The sequence below is a fragment of the Amycolatopsis sp. CFH S0740 genome (assembly GCF_004522315.1).
GTDB lineage: Bacteria > Actinomycetota > Actinomycetes > Mycobacteriales > Pseudonocardiaceae > Amycolatopsis > Amycolatopsis nivea.
In genome coordinates, this window is sequence record NZ_SDLS01000003.1 from 16,704 (window position 1) to 35,401 (window position 18,698).

The following is an 18,698-nucleotide window of genomic DNA, read 5'->3' on the forward strand; positions in this document are numbered from 1 at the left end:
GAGCACTTCACAGCACCAAGCCGCCGTCGACGCCCAGCACCTGACCGGTCACGAACGACGCCTCGTCGCTCACCAGGAAGCGGATCGCCTTCGCCACGTCCTCGGCGGCGCCGAGCCTGCCGAGCGGCGTGCGCGCGATGTTGTCCGCCTTCGCGTCCTCGGCGAGACCGGCGGTGAGGTCGGTGTCGATCACGCCCGGCGCGACCGCGTTGACCCGGATGCCGGAGCGGCCGAGTTCCTTCGCCGCCGAACGCGCGATGTTCGCCACCGCCGCCTTCGACGCCGCGTACACCGTCTGACCAGCGCTTCCGTACTCGCCGACGATGCTCGCCAGCACGACGATCGCGCCGGTCTTCTTCCGCATCATCGCCCTGGCCGCGGCCTGCACGGTGTGCAGGGTGCCGGCGACGTTGGTGCTCAGCGTGGTGTCGACCAGGTCTTCCTTGATCATGCCGAGGAGCGCGTCCTCCATGATCCCGGCGTTGGCGACCACGATGTCGAGCTTGCCGTGTTCCTTCGCAACGCCGCGCACCAGCGTGGAGACCGCTTTGGCGTCGGTCACGTCGAGCGCGAGGCCTGCCGAAGCGCCGGCGGCGGCCGCGGCCTCCTTCGCGCGCGACTCGTCGCGGCCGGTCAGCACCACGGTGGCCCCGGCCTCGGCCAGGGCCTTCGCCGTGGCGAGGCCGATCCCGCGAGTCCCGCCGGTGACGAGCGCGACGCGTCCGGACAGATCAGTCATTCTTGGACTTCAGCTCGGTCACCATGTCGACCGCGACCTTGAAGCTCGACATGTCGATCACCTGGTCGGTGTCGAACTCGACGTCGAACTCGTCCTCGATGGCGGCGATCAGCGCCATGTGACCGACCGAGTCCCACGCCTCGATGTCGCGGTACTTGAGGTTCTCGACGTCAACGTCCCCGTCGAGATCCAGCGCCTCGACGAAGACCTCTCGCAGCTTGGGGGCGATTTCCGACATTCACAGCTCCTAGTGTTCGTCGCGGGGGCGGGCGTCCCACGCCTTGACCACGGTAGAGAGGTCCCCGGGAAGGCGATCGGCCAGCCCGTCGTCCGGCAGGTCGCCCTTGCCCTTCAGCCACGGCGAGAGCGCCTCGATCATGGCCTCGTCGAGGCCGCGCCGGGACAGCCCGACCACATTGACGCCGGTCACCCTCGCCGGGTTGCCTACCGCGATCGTGAAAGCGCCCACTTCGCGGCGGACCGCCGAGCTCATCCCGACCATCGCGCCCGGCCCGATCACGACGCGCTGGTGCAGCACCGTGCCCATGCCGAGGTTCGCGCCGTCCCAGATGTGGCAGTGCCCGCCGGTGATCACGTTCGACGCGACGGTGACGCCCGAACCGACCAGGCAGTCGTGCGCGATGTGGCTGCCGCGCAGGTAATAGCTGTCGCTGCCGAGGGTGGTGGTGCGCCAGGTGCCCTGGTGCACGCTCACGTACTCGCGGATGCGGTTGCGATCGCCGATCACGACGCCGTAGCCGTCCTGATCCGGATCACCGGTCGGCGCTTCTTCCCAGGCCGCGGGATGCGGACGCCCGCGGTCCTCCCCCGGCGTGCCGATGGTCACGTGCGGTCCGATCCAGTTCCCGTCGCCGATGCGGGCCGGGCCGACGATGACCGCGTACGGGCCGATGACGTTGCCTTCGCCCAGCTCCACGCCCTCGCCGACGACTGCCGTGGGGTGAATCCGGTTGGGTGCCGCAGGTGACACAGTCGGTGATCCGTTTCGTCGCTTCCGGCCTGGACGGCCTGGGGTCAAGGGCTGCCTGCGGCGCCCGGTAACGTGTGGCCCGCGTGCATGCAGGGTGGCCGGGCGCAGAACCGGCGGCTTTCCGGCCTCGCGGCCGGAGCGCCTAGCACTGTACCGGACGCACAGAAATCCCCAGCCGAGAGAGACTGCCGATGATCCCCATTACCGTGGTCGACGTCCGAGACGCGGAGGACCTGGTCGTCGAGGTGCTGCGATCCGGCGCCATCGCTCAGGGGCCGATGGTCAAGCGCTTCGAGGACGCTTTCGCGCAAGTCGCGGGCACGAAGCACGCCATCGCCGTGAACAACGGGACGACGGCGCTCGTCGCGTCGCTGCAGGCGCTGGACCTTCAGCCCGGGGACGAGGTGGTGACCTCGCCGTTCACCTTCGTCGCGACGCTGAACGCGATCCTGGAGGCGGGCGCGACCGTCCGGTTCGCCGACATCCGGCGCGACGACTTCGCGATCGACCCGGACGCGGTCGCCGAGGCGGTCGGCCCGCGCACCAAGGTGCTGATGCCGGTCCACCTGTACGGCCAGACCGCGGACATGGGCAAGCTCGCGCCGCTCGCCGCCGAGCACGGGCTGCGGATCATCGAGGACTCCGCGCAGGCCGTCGGCGCGTCGTTCGAGGGCAAGCAGGCCGGGTCGTACGGCATCGGCTGCTTCTCGCTGTACGCGACGAAGAACGTGACCACCGCCGAGGGCGGCGTGATCACCACGGACGACGACGCGCTGGCCGACAAGCTGCGCGTGATGCGCAACCAGGGCATGAAAGCCCGCTACCAGTACGAGATGGCCGGGCACAACTACCGGATGACCGACCTGCACGCCGCGGTCGGCATCCCGCAGCTGGAGAAGCTCGACCAGCTCACCGCTGCCCGACAGGCCAACGCGAAGCGGCTGTCCGAGGGTCTCGCCGGCACGCCGGGCCTCGAGGTCCCGCAGGTGCTGCCGGGCCGCGAGCACGTGTGGCACCAGTACACCGTGCTGGTCGGCCCGCACGCGATGCTCTCGCGCGAGGAATTCGCTTCCGCGCTGACCGAAAAGGGCATCGGCAACGGGATCTACTACCCGAAGATCGTCTTCGACTACGACTGCTACCGCGGGCACCCGCTGATCCCGGACGCTCGCGTCGAGGACTTCCCGGTGGCGTCCGCCGTTGCCGCGCAAGCGCTTTCGCTGCCGGTGCACCCGCACCTGACCGAATCCCAGCTGGACCGGATCATCGAGGCCGTTCGCGAGGTACTGGGCGCATGACACACCGCATCGCACTCGTCGGCACCGGCAACATGGGCTCGCTGCACGCGCGCGTCCTGTCGCAGAACGACCGGGTGGACCTGGCCCGCGTGATCGACCCGCGCGAGGAAGCGGGCCGCGCGGTCGCCGACCGCTACGAAACCCAGTGGACGCCGGAAATCGGCTCACTGTCCGATGTGGACGCGGTGGTGCTCGCCTCGGCCACCGAGGTGCATTACGAGCTGGCGCAGGAGATTCTCGGCCAGGGCAAGCCGCTGCTGGTCGAGAAGCCGGTGTGCAACAGCCTCGAGTTTTCGCAGGAAATCGTTGCCCTGTCGGCGAAGAAGGACGTCCCGCTGATGTGCGGGCTCCTCGAGCGCTACAACCCGGCCGTGATGACCGCTCGGGCGCTGGTGAACGAACCGGTGCACCTGATGGCGCGCCGCCACGGCCCGTACGCGCCGCGGATCAAGACCGGCGTCGCGTGGGACCTGCTGGTGCACGACGTCGACCTGGCGATCCAGTTCTTCGGCGGGTCGACCCCGAGCCGGGTCACCTCCAGCGCAGGCTACTTCCACCCGCAGTCGGTCACCGGGGCCGAGGACACCATTGAGACGGTGCTGTCGTTCCCCGCCGGACTGGCCACTGTGTCGGCCTCGCGGCTGGCGCAGCGCAAGGTCCGGTCGCTGACGGTGTCCGAATTGGACCGGATGATCGAGATCGACCTGCTGCGCCGCGACGTGACGATCTACCGGCACGTCTCGCACGATTCGGTCACCCCGGACGGTCTCGGCTACCGGCAGCAGACCGTCATCGAGATCCCGGAGCTGGTCACCGCGCGCGAGCCGCTGGCGACCCAGCTGGACCGGTTCGTCGACCTGCTGGAGGGCAAGGTCGACGCGGATGTCGAGCGGGCGCTGATCCTGCCGTCGCACGAGGTCGTGGCGCAGGTTCTGGCCGAAGCCGCCTGATTATTTGGTGAGGCGTTTGCCGTCCGCGGAGTAGGCGACCAGCGGGGTCGCGCTCTCCGCGGACGGTACGTCGTCCTGGTCGAACCAGAAGACGACGACGTCCGGATCCTCGCTCCAGCGCGCCGTGTGCGCCGGGACCGTGCGACCGTCCACTGTGGTCTCAATGCGTGCGGCCGGCCCGCTGAAATAGCCGTAGACCGGCACCCAGGTGTCGGACACGGTGGTGCCGCCCGAGGTGGCGTGGAAGCCGAAAGAGCGGTCCCTGCCTTCGGATTCGTTGGCGAGGTAGAGCGGGCGCAGGTTGCCGTCCGGTTCGGACAGGCTGGCCATCACTCCGAATTGGACAGTCGGCAGGGTGTCCGGGTCGTCGATTTCCGTTGCGTAGAAGACAAGTTCCGCGCCGTCGGAGTAGGTGCCGGTGGAAATCACGTCGCCGAGCGGCCGCGGCTCAGCCGACGTCGAAGCCGGTGCCGGCGCGGCGGTGCTCGTTGTCATTACCGACGGCGGAGGCGCTGCCGCCGCGTGCACCTGCTCCGGCGCACCGCCCGGCGAACGCAGCCAAGCCGCACCGAACACGACGGCGACCACGGCCACTGCCGCTCCCGAGGACGTCAGAAACCGCCGCCGACGCCGGATCCGCCCGCCGTCTTTGAAGATTCGCTCGAGGTCGGGCTCCGCGAAGGGTTCCGCGGGCGCTTCCTGAAGCGCGGCGCGCAACCGGTCGAGTTCGTCCGTCACGCGCTCACCTCCCCGACCAGCGCGTCACCGTCCACGCGCAGTTTCGCCAGCGCGCGGGAATTGGTGCTCTTCACCGTGCCGACGGACACGCCCAATTCCTCGGCGACTTGGTGTTCCGGCAAATCGAAGAAATGCCGGAGCACGACCACGGCGCGTTCCCGGGCGGTGAGCCGGGCCAATGCGTCGGAAAGCCATTCCCGATCGGTGACGGCATGCGAAATGTCCGGCACCTTCGACGGTTCCGGCATCTCCTCGGTGGCGTATTCGCGGATCGGGCGACGCCACATGTCGATGACGTGATTGGCGAGGACGCGCCGGGCGTAGGCGTAGGGGTTCTTGCGCCGCACCTTGGGCCAGGCGGCGTAGGTGCGGGTGAAGGCGGTCTGCGCGGCGTCCTCAGCCTGGTGGCGGTCGCCGGTGAGCAGGTAGGCGGCGTGGGTGAGGCGGGCAGAACAGGACCGCACGAAGTCGGCGAACTCGTCGTCCCCGCGCACGATCCCCCCTCTGTTTCCCGGTGGCCTTGCTGTCCAGGTTACGGGGGCGGGGGACGTGCGTCGACGTAATGGCTGGTCAGTCTTGTCTCAACGGCGACGCATGGTGTTCGGGTCAGCGCTGCGCGCGAGGGTCGACAAGTGCGCTCAGGTCGAGCTTCACCGGCGCGCCCGCGACCTCGAGTTCGACGGTGCCGGAATACTCGCCGAAATTCTCGTAATCGCCGTCGATGAGCCGGTAAGCAATCATGCTCACCGGCGGATCGAGATCCACGATCCAGTAGTGCTCGATACCGGCGTCGGCGTACTCGAAAAGCTTCGCGCCCTGGTCGACGTGCTTCGTGCCGGGGGACAGCACCTCGATCACCAGCTCGGCATCCGCCGCGGCGATCCGTGCCGGGTTGGACTCCGCGACCTCAGCCGAGGTCACGACGACGTCCGGAACGCGGATCGTCAGCGGACTCTCGCACAGGAGCAGCTCCGCCTCGGCACCGGCGCTCATTTCCGGGCAGAGCTGCTCGTCGAGCAAGAAAGCCAACCGCGTCACGGACCGCAGGTGGAACCACATCGGACGCGGCGACACGGACGGAACCCCTTCGACAACCTCGATCCGGACCTTCGGGTTCTCCGGAAAGTCCGCCCAGTCGTCAAGGGTCAGGAGGTGGTGAGGCCATTCAAGGACACTCATAGGATCTCCTTCACCGACAGTGACTGAGAGCAGTGTCCCATGTTACCCGGAGCATCCGCCAGCGCGTGACGCACCGTGTTCGAATCACTTCTCCGTGAAGTCGCCCGACGGAGAGCCCCATCCCGACGAGTCGTCCGACAGCGCTCGGCGGCGGGCGTTTTCCTCGCGGACCCGCTTCACCTCGGCCTCGATGTACTCCTCGTCGTAGCGCTGGAATACCCGCGCCGGGTTGCCCGCTACGAGCGAACGCGCGGGAACGTCCTTGGCGACCACGGAGTTCGGCTGCACGGTCGCGAAGTCACCGATCGTGACGCCAGGCATGATCACCACAAGGCCACCGATGAAACAGCCCTTGCCGATTTTCACCGGCTTGCGTTCGATCAGGTCGCTGCCGGAGTGGTTCTCCAGAGCCATGTTCGCGAGCCAGCTCGAGTGCGTGAACACGAGCGTGTTCAGGCCGATGCTGGTGTGTTCGCCGATTTCCAGCCCGCCGCTGGCGTCCAACGCCGCGCCCTCGCCGATCCAGCAGTGCTCGCCGATCGTGAGATTTTCCGGGCTGATGATCTTGACCCGCTCGCGCACCCGGCACGATTCCGGCAGGCCGTAGAAGCGAGCCCGCTCGGCATCGTTCATGTACTGCGACACGAGGTCGTTCAGGATCATCGGGCGCAGCCGGTTGCTGCGCTCGTCCTCGAAGAACATCAGTTGTCCGCCACCATTTTCGTGAGCACCCGCAGGTGTTCCTCGGTCACCACGTCGAGCCCGAAATTGGCCCGGACCATCGAGCTTTCCCGCTCGGCGATCCGCGCGCGCAGTTCCGGGTCGTCCAGAAGGGACAGCACCGTCTTCTCGACCGCGTCCGAGTCGTCCGGGGGGACCAGCAGGATGTTCTCGCCGTTGTGCAGTTCGATGCCGGGGTAGTTGTCCTCGGTGACCGACGCGATGGTCGCCGTGCCGGACAGCATTGCCTCCAGGGACGCGGTGCCGCAGCCGCCGTTGAGGTCGTGCGTCACGATGTCCGCCGCCGCGAAGTACGCGGGCACGTCCGCCTTCGGCACCGCGCCGGTGACGATCAGTGCGTCGGCTACGCCCAGTTCCTTGGCTCGCTGCTGGAACGCGTCGTGGTACACCCGGCCGACGATCACCACGCGCAGGCCGGGGTGCCGCTCCAGAATGGCGGGCAGCGCCTCGATCAGCGGCAGGCGGTTGCGCAGCGGGATCACGTGTCCGAGCGACACGATCAGCGGCGCGTCCCCGATCTCCAGTTCCGCGCGCACGTCCTTGGTCACCGGCTTGGCGAAGTGCCCGGTGTCCACCGCGATCGGGAAGTACTCGGAGTTGTCGTCGCTCGTGCCGTAGCGCTCGACGCAGTAGTCCACGCCGAGCTTGTCGAGGATGACGAAGCGCGGGCGCAGGTACTTCAGCACCGGGTTCACCAGCATCGCGTCGAGCGCCCGGAACACGCGGCCGTACATCTTGTTCTCGCTGATCAGCAGCGTGTGGATGGTCAGCAGAACAGGCAGCTTGTGCCGGCGCGCGTAGATGCCGACCATCCAGGACAGGTCGAAGAACTGTCCGTGCAGGTGCACCGCGTCCGGTTCGAACTCGTTCAGCAGCTTCCACAGCCGCCGCCAGTTGCCCGGCCGCATCGACGCGAACGTCATGTCGAAGTCGATCGACAGGCCGAGCTGCGGCATTTTCACCGCGGGGAGGCGCACGACGCGGTAGCCGTCGCGCTCCTCTTCCGCCGGCGCGTCACCGTAGGCAGCGGTGATCGCCAGCACTTCGTGTCCGGCAGCCGCGTACTCGGCGGCCAAGGAGGCCGACATGTGCGCGCTCCCGCCCACGCGCGGCGGGAAGAAGTTGTTCACCACCACGATCCGCATGGGCTTTCCTTCGGCCGGGCCCGCAGTGCTCATTACGCATTCCCCTCGGAAGACGCGCCGACGGCGAGGCTCACTCGGAGTCCCGCACCAACGCGCGCATGCCCTCTTCGACGGTGATCTCCGGCTCCCAGCCGAGCACCTCGCGGGCCCGGGTGATGTCCGCGGCGCGGCGGGACACGAGGACGTCGCGCTTGTTGAACACCGGCTCGACGTCGACGCCGACCGCCTCGATGAGGATCTTCGCCAGGGTGGCGATCGAGGTGTCGATGCCGGTGCCGATGTTGATCGGCAGGTTCGACTGCTCCGACTCCAGCGCGGCGACGACGCCCTTGGCGAGGTCGGTCACGTGCACGAAGTCCATCGACTGGTCGCCCGCGCCGTCGATGATCGGCGGCTGGCCGGCGCGCAGGCGCTGGATGAAGTGGTTGATGACCGAGGTGTAGTACGCCTCGATCTTCTGGCCGGGGCCGTACACGTTGAAGAACCGCAGCGCGTTCCAGGACAGGCCCTTGGTGCGCTCGTAGAAGCCGAGCAGGTCCTCGCCCGCGCGCTTCGAGATGCAGTACGGGGTGAGCGGGTTCAGCTTGTCGTCCTCGTGCATCGGCAGCTTCTCCGGCTCGCCGTACACCGAGGCGCTGGAAGCGAACACCAGCCGCTCGACGCCCTCGTCGGCCGCGGCCGCGAAGACGTTGTTGTTGCCGACCATGTTGATGTCGATCGACTCGCCCGGGTCCGCGATCGACTTGTTGATCGACACAGTGGCGAAGTGGATCGCGTGCGTGCAGCCGCGCATGGCCTCGCGGACGCCGACGCCGTAGCGCACGTCCTTCTCGACCAGTTCGACCTTGCCGGTGGCGACGAACTCGTTGACGCGGTCGCGGTCGCCGCGGGTCATGTTGTCGAAGATCCGGACCGTGTAGTCCTTCTCCAGCAGGATCGGGATCACGTGCGAGGCGATGAAACCGCCGGCGCCGGTGAAGAAAACTTTCTTGTCGGACATGGGTTCTCCTCAGGGAGGTCGGCGGGTCAGGAAAGAGCGGACACGGCTTCGCGCACGGTGGTGACCACGCGCTCGACTTCGCTGTCGGTGAGTTCCGCGTGCATCGGGATCGCCAACTGGCGGCGGAAGGCGTCGGCGGAGACGGGCAGCGGCTGCTGCTCGCCGTACACCGGCTGCAGGTGGGAGGCGTAGGTGCCGAAGTTGCACTGCACGCCCTGTTCGCGGATCCGCAGGGCCAGCGCGTCGCGGCTGATCTCCGGGGCCACCGTCATCAGGTAGGCCTGCCACGGGTGTTCGCGGTCGGGAGCCTCGACCGGCACGGTCAGCGCGTCGACGTCCTCGAACGCCTCGTGGTAGCGCTTGGCCACCGAGCGGCGGGCGGCGAGCAGGTCGGGCAGCCGGTCGAGCTGGACGCCCATGATCGCGGCCTGGATGTCCGACAGCCGGAAGTTCCAGCCCAGCTCGTGGAAGGACGGGATCGGCAGCGTGTCCGAGCCTTCGCGGCTGATCGCGGGCTCGATGCCGTAGGTGTGGATCTTGCGCGCGTGCGCGATCAGGTCCTCGCGGTTCGAGACCAGCGCGCCGCCCTCGCCCGCGGTGATGCCCTTGCGGCCGTGGAACGAGAACGCGGCCAGGTCGGCGAGGCTGCCGGCCGGGCGGTTGCGGTAGGTCGCGCCCGCGGAGCAGGCGGCGTCCTCGAACAGCCACAGGCCGTGCTTGTCGGCGATGGCGCGGTACTCGTCGAAGTCGCCGGGCTGGCCCGCGACGTCGACGGCGAGGATGCCGACCGTGCGCGGCGTGATGAGCGCTTCGATCGCGGCCGGGTCGGCGCTGAAGATGTCCGGGCGGATGTCGGCGAAGACCGGCTTCGCGCCGGCCTGCAGCACGGCGTGGCCGGTCGCCGGGAAGGTGTAGTCGCCGACGATCACCTCGTCGCCGGGCTGGACGCCGAGCACCTTCAGGCCCAGGAACAGGGCGGAGCCGCAGTTGCTGGTGGTCAGAGCGTGCGCGGTGCCGGTCAGCTGCGCGAACCGCTCCTCGAAGCGACGGCACGCCGGGCCCGCGCCGGCCAGCCAGCCGGAACGGAACACTTCGGCGACGGCTGCGAGCTCTTCGTCGCCGACGGTCGGCTTCCCGAGCAGGACGGGTTCGCCCACTGTAGATCTCCTGTGCATCGGGGTGTCCCGCATTGCGCGGGGTCGCGCCAAAGTGTATAGAAGTCGCGTTTGCCTCCTGTTTCGGGGACAGAACCCACGGGTAAGCACCCGTTCCGGGCATAGGCTCACGGGATGCGGATCGGGGTGCTGGGGGCCGTCGTCGCTTGGGACGGCGCGGGCGGGACGGTCGCCGTGGGCGGCCCGCGAGGCCGGGCGCTGCTCGCGTTGCTCGCGGCGGACGCCGGGCGGTTCGTGTCCGCCGAGCGGCTCATCGACGGGCTCTACGGCGAGGAACCGCCGGACGGCGCGGCCAACGCGCTCCAATCGCAGGTTTCGCGGCTGCGCAGCGCGCTGAAACTGCCGATCGAACTCACCTCGGCGGGGTACCGCCTCCGGATCGAACCGGACGAAGTGGACGCGCACCGGTTCGAGCGGCTGGCCGGCGAGGGCCGCCGCGAACTGGCCGAGGGCGACCCGACGCGGGCCAGCGACCTGCTCGGCGAGGCGCTCGCGCTGTGGCGCGGACCGGCGTTCGCCGACGTCCCCGCCGCGGAGGTCCAGGCCACCCGGCTCACTGAACTCCGCGCCGAGGCGGCTGCCGACCGGGTCGACGCGGAGATCTCGCTCGGCCGCGCCGCCGACGTCCTCGACGAACTGCGCACCGCCATCGCCGAGAACCCGCTGCGCGAGCGGTCGCGGGCTCAGCTGGTGCGGGCCCTGCACGCCGCCGGGCGGACCGCCGAAGCACTGGCTGCGTTCGAGGACGCCCGGCGCACGCTCGCCGACGAACTGGGCGCGGACCCTGGTCCAGACCTCACCGAGGCGCACCTGGCCGCCTTGCGCGGCGAGTCGGCGAACGCCGCGACCCCGTTGCCCGCGCAGCTCACCAGCTTCGTCGGCCGGGACCGCGAACTGCGGCAGGTCGCGGATCTCCTGCGCCAGGCCCGGCTCGTCACGCTGCTCGGCCCAGGCGGGACCGGGAAGACCCGGCTGGCCGTCGAAGCCGCGGCGGACGCGGGACCGTGCGTCTTCGTGGAGCTGGCCCCGCACGTCGCCGACGACGTTCCGCAGGCCGTCCTCACCGCGCTCGGCCTGCGCGAGGGCACCCGCGGTCGCCAGGACCCGGTCGACCGCCTCGTCTCGGCCTTGCGCGACCAGGCGACGTTGCTGGTGCTGGACAATTGCGAACACGTCATCGCCGCAGCCGCGAGGTTGGTCGCGCAGTTGCTGCCCGCGTGCCCCGGGCTGCGAGTGCTGGCGACGAGCCGGGAACCGCTCGGCATCACCGGCGAACAACTCGCGCCGATCCCCCGCCTGGCCGTCCCACCGCCCGACGCACCCGACGCGGAGACCTACCCCGCGGTCCGGCTGTTCCTCGACCGCGCCCGGGCGAGCGACCCCGCGTTCCGGCTGACCGACGAAACGGCGGCCGACGTCGTGCGGATCTGCACCGCGCTCGACGGCCTGCCGCTCGCGCTGGAACTGGCCGCCGCCCGCGTGCGCACGCTGCCGGTCGCCGACATCGCCGCGCGGCTCGATGACCGCTTCCAGCTGCTAGCCCGCGGCAGCCGCACCGCCGACGAGCGGCACCGGTCGCTCCGCGGTGTCGTGGAGTGGAGCTGGGATCTCCTCGATGACGACGAACGCCGCCTCGCCCGTCGGCTGACCGTCTTCACCGGAGGCGCGACGCTCGCGTACGCCGAGCAGGTGTGCGACGTCCCCGTCGACCTGCTCCCCGAACTCGCCGACAAGTCGCTCGTCGAACCGTCGAGCGGGCGCTACCGAATGCTGGAGACGATCCGCGCGTTCTGCGTGGAAAAGCTCGACGCCGCAGGCGAGACCGAACGCTTCCGGCAAGCCCACGCGCAGGTTTTCCTGCAGCTTGTCGAGGAAGCCGACCCGAAGCTGCGTACCGCGGACCAGCTGGACTGGCTGCGGAAAATCGACGCTGAATACGACAACATCGTGGCCGCGCTCCGGTGGTCGGCCGCGGCAGATCCGTCGACCGCGTTGCGGATCGCCGCCGCGCTGTCGATGTATTGGTGGCTGCGCGGACGACGTTACGAAGGCGCGGCGCTGTCGATGGAAATCGTGCGCCACTGCCAAGCGGAGCCGCCGGAAGGACACCGCGAGCAATTCCTCATGTGCCTGCTGACCGCGATGGCCGGCGCCCCGGAAGCCGCCGAGACGGCGAACTATCGGTCCTATGTGGAGCGGTACTTAGCAGAAAGCTCCTGGACCCCGGAGCATCCGATGATGCTCATGCTGTCCGGTGTCGTGCTCGGGCCGCCCGACGACGAGGACGCGCGGCTCCGGCTGTCCGGGCTCGAAAAGCATCCCGACCCGTGGCTCACCGCGCTCGTGCCGATGGGCGACGGTCTGCGCGCGATGCTCGCCGGGGAACTCGACGAAGCCGAACGCGGTCTGCGAGAAGGCGAAGCGTGCTACCGGGCGCTCGGCGAACGCTGGGGACTGTCGATGGCGCTCGACCACCTGTCGCAACTGCTGGTTTTGCGCGGCCGCCACGAGGAAGCGCTCGCCGCGATGACCGAGTCCCTGTCGCTCATGCAAACGCTCGGCGCGACCGACGACTACGCGGACCTGCTGTGCCGTCGCGGCGACAGCCGAGCGTTGCGCGGCGACCTCGCCGGCGCGAAGGCCGACTACGAGCGGACCGTCGAACTCGCCCACCGCACCGGGATGCCCGAGACGCGAGCCAGCGGTCACGTCGGTCTGTCCGGCATCGCCCGCCGCTCCGGAGATCTGGCCGGTGCGCGGGCGCTGGCCGAGCAGGCGCTCGCCGAATGCGCGGCGGACTCGTTCTCGGCCGCCATCGTGCGGGCAGCCGCGTCGATCGCGCTCGGCTGGATCGACGTGGCCGAGCACCGCCCGGAGGATGCCCGCCGACGGATGCAGCTCGGCGTCGAAACCGCGCACCGCTGGCATGACCACGGGTCACTGGCCACCGCGTTCGAGGGCGTCGCCGGGGTCTTCGCCGAGGAGGGCCGGTTCGCCGATGCCGCCGCCTTGCTCGGCGCGGCGGCCGCGGTGCGCGGGGCCGCCGTGCCCGGCCAGCACGATGTCGCGCAGGTCACCGCGGCCGCGGAGAAGGCGCTCGGACCGGACGGGTTCACCGCCGCGTACACCGCCGGTAAGCAGCTAGAACCGCATCAACGCCTCGCGTTGGCCGGATTGTCCCCGGTTCAGTGAACGGGTACCACGCCGTCGGGGGGTACGCAGCGCCGCACCGGAGCGCGTAGCCTTCCCTGCCGTGCGGAACGTAGTTGTGATCGGTGGGGGAATCGTCGGGCTGTCGGTCGCGTGGGAGCTGTCCCAGCGCGGCCAGGACGTGACGGTGCTCGAAAAGGAAGCTCGCTGGGCGGCGCACCAGACCGGGCACAACTCCAACGTCGTGCACGCCGGGCTCTACTACAAGCCCGGTTCGTTCAAGGCGCGGATGTCGGTCGGCGGCAACCGGTCCATTGTGGATTTCGCCAGGCAGTACGGGGTGCCGGTGCAGGTGTGCGGCAAGCTCGTCGTGGCGACCCGCGAGGAGGAGATCCCCGCGCTGGACACGCTCGCCGAACGGGCCGAGGCCAACGGCGTGCCCGCCAAGCGGATCACCCCCGCGGAGGCCCGCGAGTACGAGCCGGAGGTGTCCTGCGTCGCCGCGCTGCGCGTCGAGTCGACCGGCATCATCGACTTCCCCGCGGTGTGCGCGGCGCTCGTGCGGCTGCTCGACGAGGCGGACGCGGACCTGCGGCTGAACACCCCCGCGCTGGGCATCCGCCCGGCTCGCGGCGGCGGGGTCGAGGTGGCCACCGGCTCCGAGGTGCTGCACGCGGACGCGCTGGTCAACTGCGCCGGTCTGCACGCGGACCGCGTCGCCGAGATGGCCGGCATCACGCCGAGCGCGCGCATCGTGCCGTTCCGCGGCGAGTACTACGAGCTGAAGCCGGAGCGCCGCCACCTCGTGCGCGGTCTGATCTACCCGGTGCCGGACCCGACGCTGCCGTTCCTGGGCGTGCACCTCACCCGCATGCTGGACGGCAGCGTCCACGCGGGCCCGAACGCCGTGCTCGCGCTGCGCCGCGAGGGCTACCGCTGGGCGGACGTGTCGGTGAAGGATCTCGCCGACGTCGCCCGCTTCCCCGGCGCCTGGAAGCTCGCCCGCAAGTACGCGTACCCGACCGGTCTCGAAGAGGTGCTGCGGTCGTTCTCGAAGAAGCGCTTCGCCGCCAGCCTCGCGCAGCTGGTGCCCGCGGTGACCGAGGACGACATCGTGCGCCACGGTTCCGGCGTGCGGGCACAGGCGCTGCGCCCGGACGGTTCGCTGGTGGACGACTTCCTCATCGAGTCCACAAAGGACCAGGTGCACGTGCTCAACGCGCCGAGCCCGGCGGCGACGAGCGCACTGGAGATCGCCAAGTACATCGCCGACCGGGTGACCGACTGAACCGTCCGATGTAGACGGTTCAGGAAGGCAGGTTCCCCGAAACCATCGGGATTCCGGCCTTGATCGCGTCGCACGCCTTGGTCTTGTCGGCCAGCTGCCCGCTGACGATCTGGATCGAGGCGGTGTCCGAAACCGGCAGCCCGGCCGCGCAGATCACGCCGCCGGAATCGTTGAAGTTCGGGAACAGCGACCACTTCCGGCCGTTCACGTCGATCTGCTCGGTCGGCGCGACCTCCATGCCGGGCCAGCGTTTCAGCGGCACGTCCGGCCCGACCCAGACCTCGAACGGCTTCTGCCCGCCGTCGCCGTCGGTGTCCTTCCACAGGCAGTAGGTCACGTTCGGCGAGATGACCTTCGAGCTGTCGAGTTCGCCGTTCGGCACCATTTTCAGCTGCTGCGCCTGCTCCGGCTTCAGCAGCTGGCACGGGTTGACCGACGCGAGCGGCCCGGTCGGCGCGGTGCCCTCCGGCGGCGTGCTCGGCGCGATCGACGGCGCGGGCTGGCCGCCCGGCAGATGCGCGGCGACCTGCGGGATGACCTTCTTCGCGCGTTCGCACGCCTGCGCGTCGTCCGGATAGGACACGCTCACGAAGGCGAACGACTTCGGGCCGAGCGTCGTGTACAGGTCGCAGCTGCCGTTGATGAACCCGGCGTAGCGCGTCCACGGAAAGCCGCCGAGCTGTACCGGGTCGGCCTTTTTGAGGGCGCCCTGGAGGTAGTCGTCGAGGCTCAGGTCCACCGACCAGCCGACGGACATGACCACCGTGTGGTCGGTGTCCGTCCCGGTCCACAAGCACATCGCGGGCGCGCGCTGTTCCTTGCGCGCCTTCACCGACCGGCCCGGCGGCTTGTAGCCGAGCCCGGCGAGCTGCTTCGCGTCGAGAAGCTGGCACGGCTCGACGACCGGCGTGACCGGCCCCTGCCCCGGCACCGGCGAAGCCACGCCGCTCACCTGCTGCGTGCACCCGGCGAGCAGCATCGCGACCGCCGCCAGGGCGACCGCCGCTTGTTTGCACCTCATCAGCTGCCTCCTCCGCTCCGCACCCTACTGAGCAGCGGCGTTCCGCACCTGCGGAACGCGAAGGAAGGACCGGAGATCACGGTTTCGGCACCGCGCGCCGCAGGACGAGCGCGGAAACCCCGGCGGCCGCCACGACCACCGCGGCGGCGGCGATCGCGATGGCCATCGTGGTTCCGTTCACCTGCGGCCGGAACGGATGCGAGTTCGGCACCAGCAGGATGACGCCGGAGCCGATCGCCGCGAGCAGCAGACCGAACAGCCAGATCCGCAGGGCGCCTTGCCGGAGCGTCGCGAGGAACTGCGCGTCCGCGGACCGGAACATCGGCCGCCGATCCCGCCCCCGGGCCAGCATGACCCCGTTGACGACGAGGCAGAACGCCGCGCCGCCGATCGCGATCAGCCCGAACCGGAACGACGCGTGCGTCCCCTTTTCCGCGGCGAAGAGCAGCCAGCCCGCGACCGCGAGCACGGCGAACGCCAGCGCATAGTCCACTGTGGCCAGCGCACCGGCCTTGCGCAGAGCGGGGATCAGGGCTCTGTCGGATTCCATCTGAGGTTGTCTCGCCTTCGCGAAGTTCAGCGCTTGACCGGCTCCAGCACCTCAAGCCCGCCGAGGAACGGACGCAGCGCCACCGGCACCCGGACCGAACCGTCGGGCTGCTGGTGGTTCTCCACGATCGCGACGATCCAGCGCGTGGTCGCCAGCGTGCCGTTCAGGGTGGCGGCCGTCTGCGGCTTTCCGTTGTCGTCGCGGTAGCGGACGGACAGCCGGCGGGCCTGGAACGTGGTGCAGTTGGACGTCGACGTCAGCTCGCGGTAGGTCTCCTGCGTCGGGACCCACGCCTCGCAGTCGTACTTGCGGTAGGCGGACGTGCCGAGGTCGCCGGTCGCGGTGTCGATGACCCGATACGGGACCTCGATCGCGGCGAGCATGTCCTCTTCCCAGCCCAGCAGCCGCTCGTGCTCGGCCTCCGCGTCCTCCGGCTTGGCGAACACGAACATCTCGACCTTGTCGAACTGGTGCACCCGGATGATGCCGCGGGTGTCCTTGCCGTACGACCCGGCCTCGCGGCGGTAGCACGACGACCAGCCCGCGTAGCGGCGCGGACCGGCGGCGAGGTCGAGGATCTCGTCCGAGTGGTAGCCCGCGAGCGGGACCTCCGACGTGCCCACGAGGTACAGGTCGTCGTCGCGCAGCCGGTACACCTCCGACGAGTGCGCGCCGAGGAAGCCGGTGCCCGCCATGATTTCCGGGCGGACCAGCGACGGCGTGATCATCGGCGTGAAGCCGTTCGCCGTCGCGCGTGCCACGGCCATGTTCAGCAGCGCGAGCTGCAGCTGCGCGCCGACGCCGGACAGGAAGTAGAACCGCGAACCCGACACCTTCGCGCCGCGCTCCATGTCGAGCGCGCCGAGGCCTTCCATCAGGTCGAGATGGTCGCGCGGGGCGAAGTCGAACGACGGCACCTCGCCGACGGTCTTCAGCACCGCGAAGTCGTCCTCGCCGCCGATCGGCGCGTCCGGGTGCACCAGGTTCGGCAGGATCCGGAACAGCTTGTCGAACTCCTCCGACGCCTCGTTCTGCTCGACCTCGGCGGCCTTGACCTGCGCTGACAGGTCCTTGGCGCGGGCGAGCAGTGCGGGCTTGTCCTCGGCGGAGGCCTTCGGCACCTGCTTGGACACGGACTTCTGCTCGGCCCGCAGCTTGTCGGCGGTCGCGATCGCAGAGCGGCGGCGCTGATCGAGGTCGAGCAGCTTGTCGACCACTCCCTCGTCCTCGCCACGGGCACGCTGCGACGCGCGCACGGCTTCCGGGTCTTCGCGCAGAGTCCTGGGGTCAATCACGGACAGAAGGGTAGTCGCAGGCCAGCCGTGGCTTCGACGCGGTTTCCCGTACACACTGTGCGCCGCCCCGAAGACAACCCGACAGTCTGATCGTTGTCGCCCGTTTCCCGCGCTCCCCATACTCGCTAGAACCCGGAGCGGAGGGAACTCACATGACCGACGACCTGCTCGCGCGCCACCGCGCGGTGCTCCCGTCCTGGATGTCCCTGCTGTACGACGAGCCGATCGAAATCGTGCACGCGCAGGATCGCCGTCTCACCGATTCCACCGGCCGCACCTACCTCGACTTCTTCGCCGGCGTGCTCACCAACGCCATGGGCTACGACGTCCCCGCGATCAGCGACGCGGTCCGCAAGCAGCTGGACACCGGCGTTCTGCACACCTCGACGCTGTACCTGATCCGCTCGCAGGTCGAACTCGCCGAACGGATCGCGCGGCGCTCCGGCATCCCGGACGCCAAGGTGTTCTTCACCAACTCCGGCAGCGAGGCCAACGACACCGCGCTGATGCTCGCCACCCAGTACCGCCGCAGCAACCAGGTGCTGGCGATGCGGAACTCGTATCACGGCCGGTCGTTCGGCACGGTCGCGATCACCGGCAACCGCGGCTGGTCGGCGTCGTCGCTGAGCCCGATCAAGGTCAACTACGTCCACGGCGGCTACCGCTACCGCAGCCCCTTCCGCGACCTGCCCGACACCGCCTACATCGACGCTTGCGTCGCCGACCTGGTGGAACTCCTGGAAACCGCCACCGCGGGCGACGTGGCCTGCCTGATCGCCGAGCCGATCCAAGGCGTGGGCGGCTTCAGCTCCCCGCCGGACGGCCTGTTCAAGGCGATGAAGGAAGTCCTGGACGAGCACGGCATCCTCTTCATTTCCGACGAGGTCCAGACCGGCTGGGGCCGCACCGGCGACCATTACTGGGGCATCGAGGCCCACGACGTGGTGCCGGACATGATGACCTTCGCCAAGGGCCTCGGGAACGGCCTGGCGGTGGGCGGCGTGGTCGCCCGGGGCGACGTCATGGACTGCTTCCAGGCAGAGTCGTTCTCCACTTTCGGCGGCAACCCGGTGTCCATGCAGGGCGCGCTGGCCGTCCTCGACTACATCGACGAGCACGACCTGCAAGCCAACTGCAAAGCCCGCGGCGACCAGTTGATGCGAGGCCTGCGCGCGGCGAACAGCCCCTGCGTCGGAGAGGTGCGCGGCAAGGGGCTGATGATCGGCGTCGAACTGATCGAACCGGGTACCACGACGCCGAATACCGCAGCCGCCAAGCAAATGCTGGAAGAAACGAAAAAGCGCGGACTGCTCATCGGAAAGGGCGGGCTGCACAAAAACGTCCTGCGGATCGGGCCGCCGATGACCCTGACCGAAGCCGAGGCAGCCGAAGGACTGCAGATCCTGCTCGACTCGCTGGCCGCCCTGTCCTGACCGGC

At 69.5% G+C, this 18,698-nt stretch carries 18 protein-coding genes; 5 read left to right on the plus strand and 13 right to left on the minus strand.

What is annotated here, in order from left to right; translation table 11 throughout:
- Nucleotides 1-7: 7 nt before the first annotated feature.
- From EIZ45_RS06300 to EIZ45_RS06310, 3 genes are read right to left on the minus strand one after another with little or no spacing between them, the layout of a single operon-like run.
- Nucleotides 8-739 carry an SDR family NAD(P)-dependent oxidoreductase gene (locus tag EIZ45_RS06300; protein ID WP_134664449.1) on the minus strand — a complete coding sequence of 244 codons (732 nt, stop codon included), beginning with the start codon at nucleotides 737-739 and terminating at the stop codon, nucleotides 8-10.
- The gene (locus EIZ45_RS06305) at nucleotides 732-977 is read right to left on the minus strand and encodes an acyl carrier protein (RefSeq protein ID WP_134664451.1); all 246 of its coding nucleotides are present in this window, start codon (nucleotides 975-977) and stop codon (nucleotides 732-734) included. The genes EIZ45_RS06300 and EIZ45_RS06305 overlap by 8 nt, the downstream gene beginning before the upstream one ends.
- A 9-nt stretch (nucleotides 978-986) precedes the next feature.
- Nucleotides 987-1,730 (minus strand): UDP-N-acetylglucosamine acyltransferase, encoded by a 744-nt coding sequence (locus tag EIZ45_RS06310; protein WP_134664453.1) that lies wholly within the window; start codon nucleotides 1,728-1,730, stop codon nucleotides 987-989.
- Nucleotides 1,731-1,921: 191 nt separating this feature from the next.
- On the opposite strand from EIZ45_RS06310, the gene EIZ45_RS06315 reads away from it, so the two are divergent.
- Entirely contained in the window at nucleotides 1,922-3,028 is a 1,107-nt protein-coding gene (locus EIZ45_RS06315) for a DegT/DnrJ/EryC1/StrS aminotransferase family protein (protein ID WP_134664455.1), read from the plus strand.
- Complete coding sequence (locus EIZ45_RS06320) at nucleotides 3,025-3,978, plus strand: Gfo/Idh/MocA family protein (protein ID WP_134664457.1); 954 nt, start codon at nucleotides 3,025-3,027, stop codon at nucleotides 3,976-3,978. The genes EIZ45_RS06315 and EIZ45_RS06320 overlap by 4 nt, the downstream gene beginning before the upstream one ends.
- Here the strand turns inward: EIZ45_RS06320 and EIZ45_RS06325 are convergent, their stop codons facing one another.
- From EIZ45_RS06325 to EIZ45_RS06355, 7 genes are all read right to left on the minus strand, one after another.
- Nucleotides 3,979-4,716 carry a hypothetical protein gene (locus EIZ45_RS06325; RefSeq protein ID WP_134664459.1) on the minus strand — a complete coding sequence of 246 codons (738 nt, stop codon included), beginning with the start codon at nucleotides 4,714-4,716 and terminating at the stop codon, nucleotides 3,979-3,981.
- A complete protein-coding gene (locus tag EIZ45_RS06330) occupies nucleotides 4,713-5,213 on the minus strand; it encodes a SigE family RNA polymerase sigma factor (RefSeq protein ID WP_037807080.1) in 501 nt (166 codons plus the stop codon). The genes EIZ45_RS06325 and EIZ45_RS06330 overlap by 4 nt, the downstream gene beginning before the upstream one ends.
- Before the next feature lie 109 nt (nucleotides 5,214-5,322).
- Entirely contained in the window at nucleotides 5,323-5,895 is a 573-nt protein-coding gene (locus tag EIZ45_RS06335; protein WP_134664461.1) for a Uma2 family endonuclease, read from the minus strand.
- Between the two features lie 84 nt (nucleotides 5,896-5,979).
- Nucleotides 5,980-6,597, minus strand: coding sequence for a DapH/DapD/GlmU-related protein (locus EIZ45_RS06340; RefSeq protein ID WP_134664463.1), 618 nt, complete (start codon nucleotides 6,595-6,597; stop codon nucleotides 5,980-5,982).
- On the minus strand, nucleotides 6,597-7,814 hold the full coding sequence (locus tag EIZ45_RS06345; RefSeq protein WP_370318125.1) for a glycosyltransferase family 4 protein: 1,218 nt from the start codon (nucleotides 7,812-7,814) through the stop codon (nucleotides 6,597-6,599). The genes EIZ45_RS06340 and EIZ45_RS06345 overlap by 1 nt, the downstream gene beginning before the upstream one ends.
- 37 nt (nucleotides 7,815-7,851) lie before the next feature.
- Entirely contained in the window at nucleotides 7,852-8,781 is a 930-nt protein-coding gene (locus tag EIZ45_RS06350; RefSeq protein WP_134664465.1) for an NAD-dependent epimerase/dehydratase family protein, read from the minus strand.
- A gap of 26 nt (nucleotides 8,782-8,807) precedes the next feature.
- Complete coding sequence (locus tag EIZ45_RS06355; RefSeq protein WP_093572722.1) at nucleotides 8,808-9,956, minus strand: DegT/DnrJ/EryC1/StrS aminotransferase family protein; 1,149 nt, start codon at nucleotides 9,954-9,956, stop codon at nucleotides 8,808-8,810.
- A gap of 114 nt (nucleotides 9,957-10,070) precedes the next feature.
- Here EIZ45_RS06355 and EIZ45_RS06360 point away from each other — a divergent pair, with 114 nt between their 5' ends.
- Together EIZ45_RS06360 and lhgO are read left to right on the plus strand one after the other, a co-directional pair.
- On the plus strand, nucleotides 10,071-13,148 hold the full coding sequence (locus EIZ45_RS06360; RefSeq protein WP_134664468.1) for a BTAD domain-containing putative transcriptional regulator: 3,078 nt from the start codon (nucleotides 10,071-10,073) through the stop codon (nucleotides 13,146-13,148).
- Between the two features lie 61 nt (nucleotides 13,149-13,209).
- Entirely contained in the window at nucleotides 13,210-14,394 is a 1,185-nt protein-coding gene (gene lhgO / locus EIZ45_RS06365) for an L-2-hydroxyglutarate oxidase (protein WP_037807063.1), read from the plus strand.
- A gap of 19 nt (nucleotides 14,395-14,413) precedes the next feature.
- On the opposite strand, the gene EIZ45_RS06370 is transcribed toward lhgO, so the two are convergent.
- From EIZ45_RS06370 to serS, 3 genes are all read right to left on the minus strand, one after another.
- Nucleotides 14,414-15,415 carry a DUF3558 family protein gene (locus tag EIZ45_RS06370; RefSeq protein ID WP_134664470.1) on the minus strand — a complete coding sequence of 334 codons (1,002 nt, stop codon included), beginning with the start codon at nucleotides 15,413-15,415 and terminating at the stop codon, nucleotides 14,414-14,416.
- A 76-nt stretch (nucleotides 15,416-15,491) separates the two neighbouring features.
- The gene (locus EIZ45_RS06375; protein ID WP_134664472.1) at nucleotides 15,492-15,965 is read right to left on the minus strand and encodes a hypothetical protein; all 474 of its coding nucleotides are present in this window, start codon (nucleotides 15,963-15,965) and stop codon (nucleotides 15,492-15,494) included.
- A gap of 26 nt (nucleotides 15,966-15,991) precedes the next feature.
- On the minus strand, nucleotides 15,992-17,260 hold the full coding sequence (gene serS, locus EIZ45_RS06380; protein ID WP_078870231.1) for a serine--tRNA ligase: 1,269 nt from the start codon (nucleotides 17,258-17,260) through the stop codon (nucleotides 15,992-15,994).
- Nucleotides 17,261-17,412: 152 nt separating this feature from the next.
- On the opposite strand from serS, the gene EIZ45_RS06385 reads away from it, so the two are divergent.
- The gene (locus EIZ45_RS06385) at nucleotides 17,413-18,693 is read left to right on the plus strand and encodes an aspartate aminotransferase family protein (RefSeq protein WP_043837839.1); all 1,281 of its coding nucleotides are present in this window, start codon (nucleotides 17,413-17,415) and stop codon (nucleotides 18,691-18,693) included.
- The last annotated feature ends 5 nt before the right edge of the window (nucleotides 18,694-18,698 follow it).

What these genes read in the sequence shown, in the direction of transcription:
- EIZ45_RS06300 (WP_134664449.1), bottom strand. Translation starts at nt 739, where the DNA reads ATGACTGATCTGTCCGGACGCGTCGCGCTCGTCACCGGCGGGACTCGC.
- EIZ45_RS06305 (WP_134664451.1), bottom strand. Translation starts at nt 977, where the DNA reads ATGTCGGAAATCGCCCCCAAGCTGCGAGAGGTCTTCGTCGAGGCGCTG.
- EIZ45_RS06315 (WP_134664455.1), top strand. Translation starts at nt 1,922, where the DNA reads ATGATCCCCATTACCGTGGTCGACGTCCGAGACGCGGAGGACCTGGTC.
- EIZ45_RS06320 (WP_134664457.1), top strand. Translation starts at nt 3,025, where the DNA reads ATGACACACCGCATCGCACTCGTCGGCACCGGCAACATGGGCTCGCTG.
- EIZ45_RS06335 (WP_134664461.1), bottom strand. Translation starts at nt 5,895, where the DNA reads ATGAGTGTCCTTGAATGGCCTCACCACCTCCTGACCCTTGACGACTGG.
- EIZ45_RS06340 (WP_134664463.1), bottom strand. Translation starts at nt 6,597, where the DNA reads ATGTTCTTCGAGGACGAGCGCAGCAACCGGCTGCGCCCGATGATCCTG.
- EIZ45_RS06345 (WP_370318125.1), bottom strand. Translation starts at nt 7,814, where the DNA reads ATGAGCACTGCGGGCCCGGCCGAAGGAAAGCCCATGCGGATCGTGGTG.
- EIZ45_RS06350 (WP_134664465.1), bottom strand. Translation starts at nt 8,781, where the DNA reads ATGTCCGACAAGAAAGTTTTCTTCACCGGCGCCGGCGGTTTCATCGCC.
- EIZ45_RS06355 (WP_093572722.1), bottom strand. Translation starts at nt 9,956, where the DNA reads ATGCACAGGAGATCTACAGTGGGCGAACCCGTCCTGCTCGGGAAGCCG.
- EIZ45_RS06360 (WP_134664468.1), top strand. Translation starts at nt 10,071, where the DNA reads ATGCGGATCGGGGTGCTGGGGGCCGTCGTCGCTTGGGACGGCGCGGGC.
- EIZ45_RS06370 (WP_134664470.1), bottom strand. Translation starts at nt 15,415, where the DNA reads ATGAGGTGCAAACAAGCGGCGGTCGCCCTGGCGGCGGTCGCGATGCTG.
- EIZ45_RS06375 (WP_134664472.1), bottom strand. Translation starts at nt 15,965, where the DNA reads ATGGAATCCGACAGAGCCCTGATCCCCGCTCTGCGCAAGGCCGGTGCG.
- EIZ45_RS06385 (WP_043837839.1), top strand. Translation starts at nt 17,413, where the DNA reads ATGACCGACGACCTGCTCGCGCGCCACCGCGCGGTGCTCCCGTCCTGG.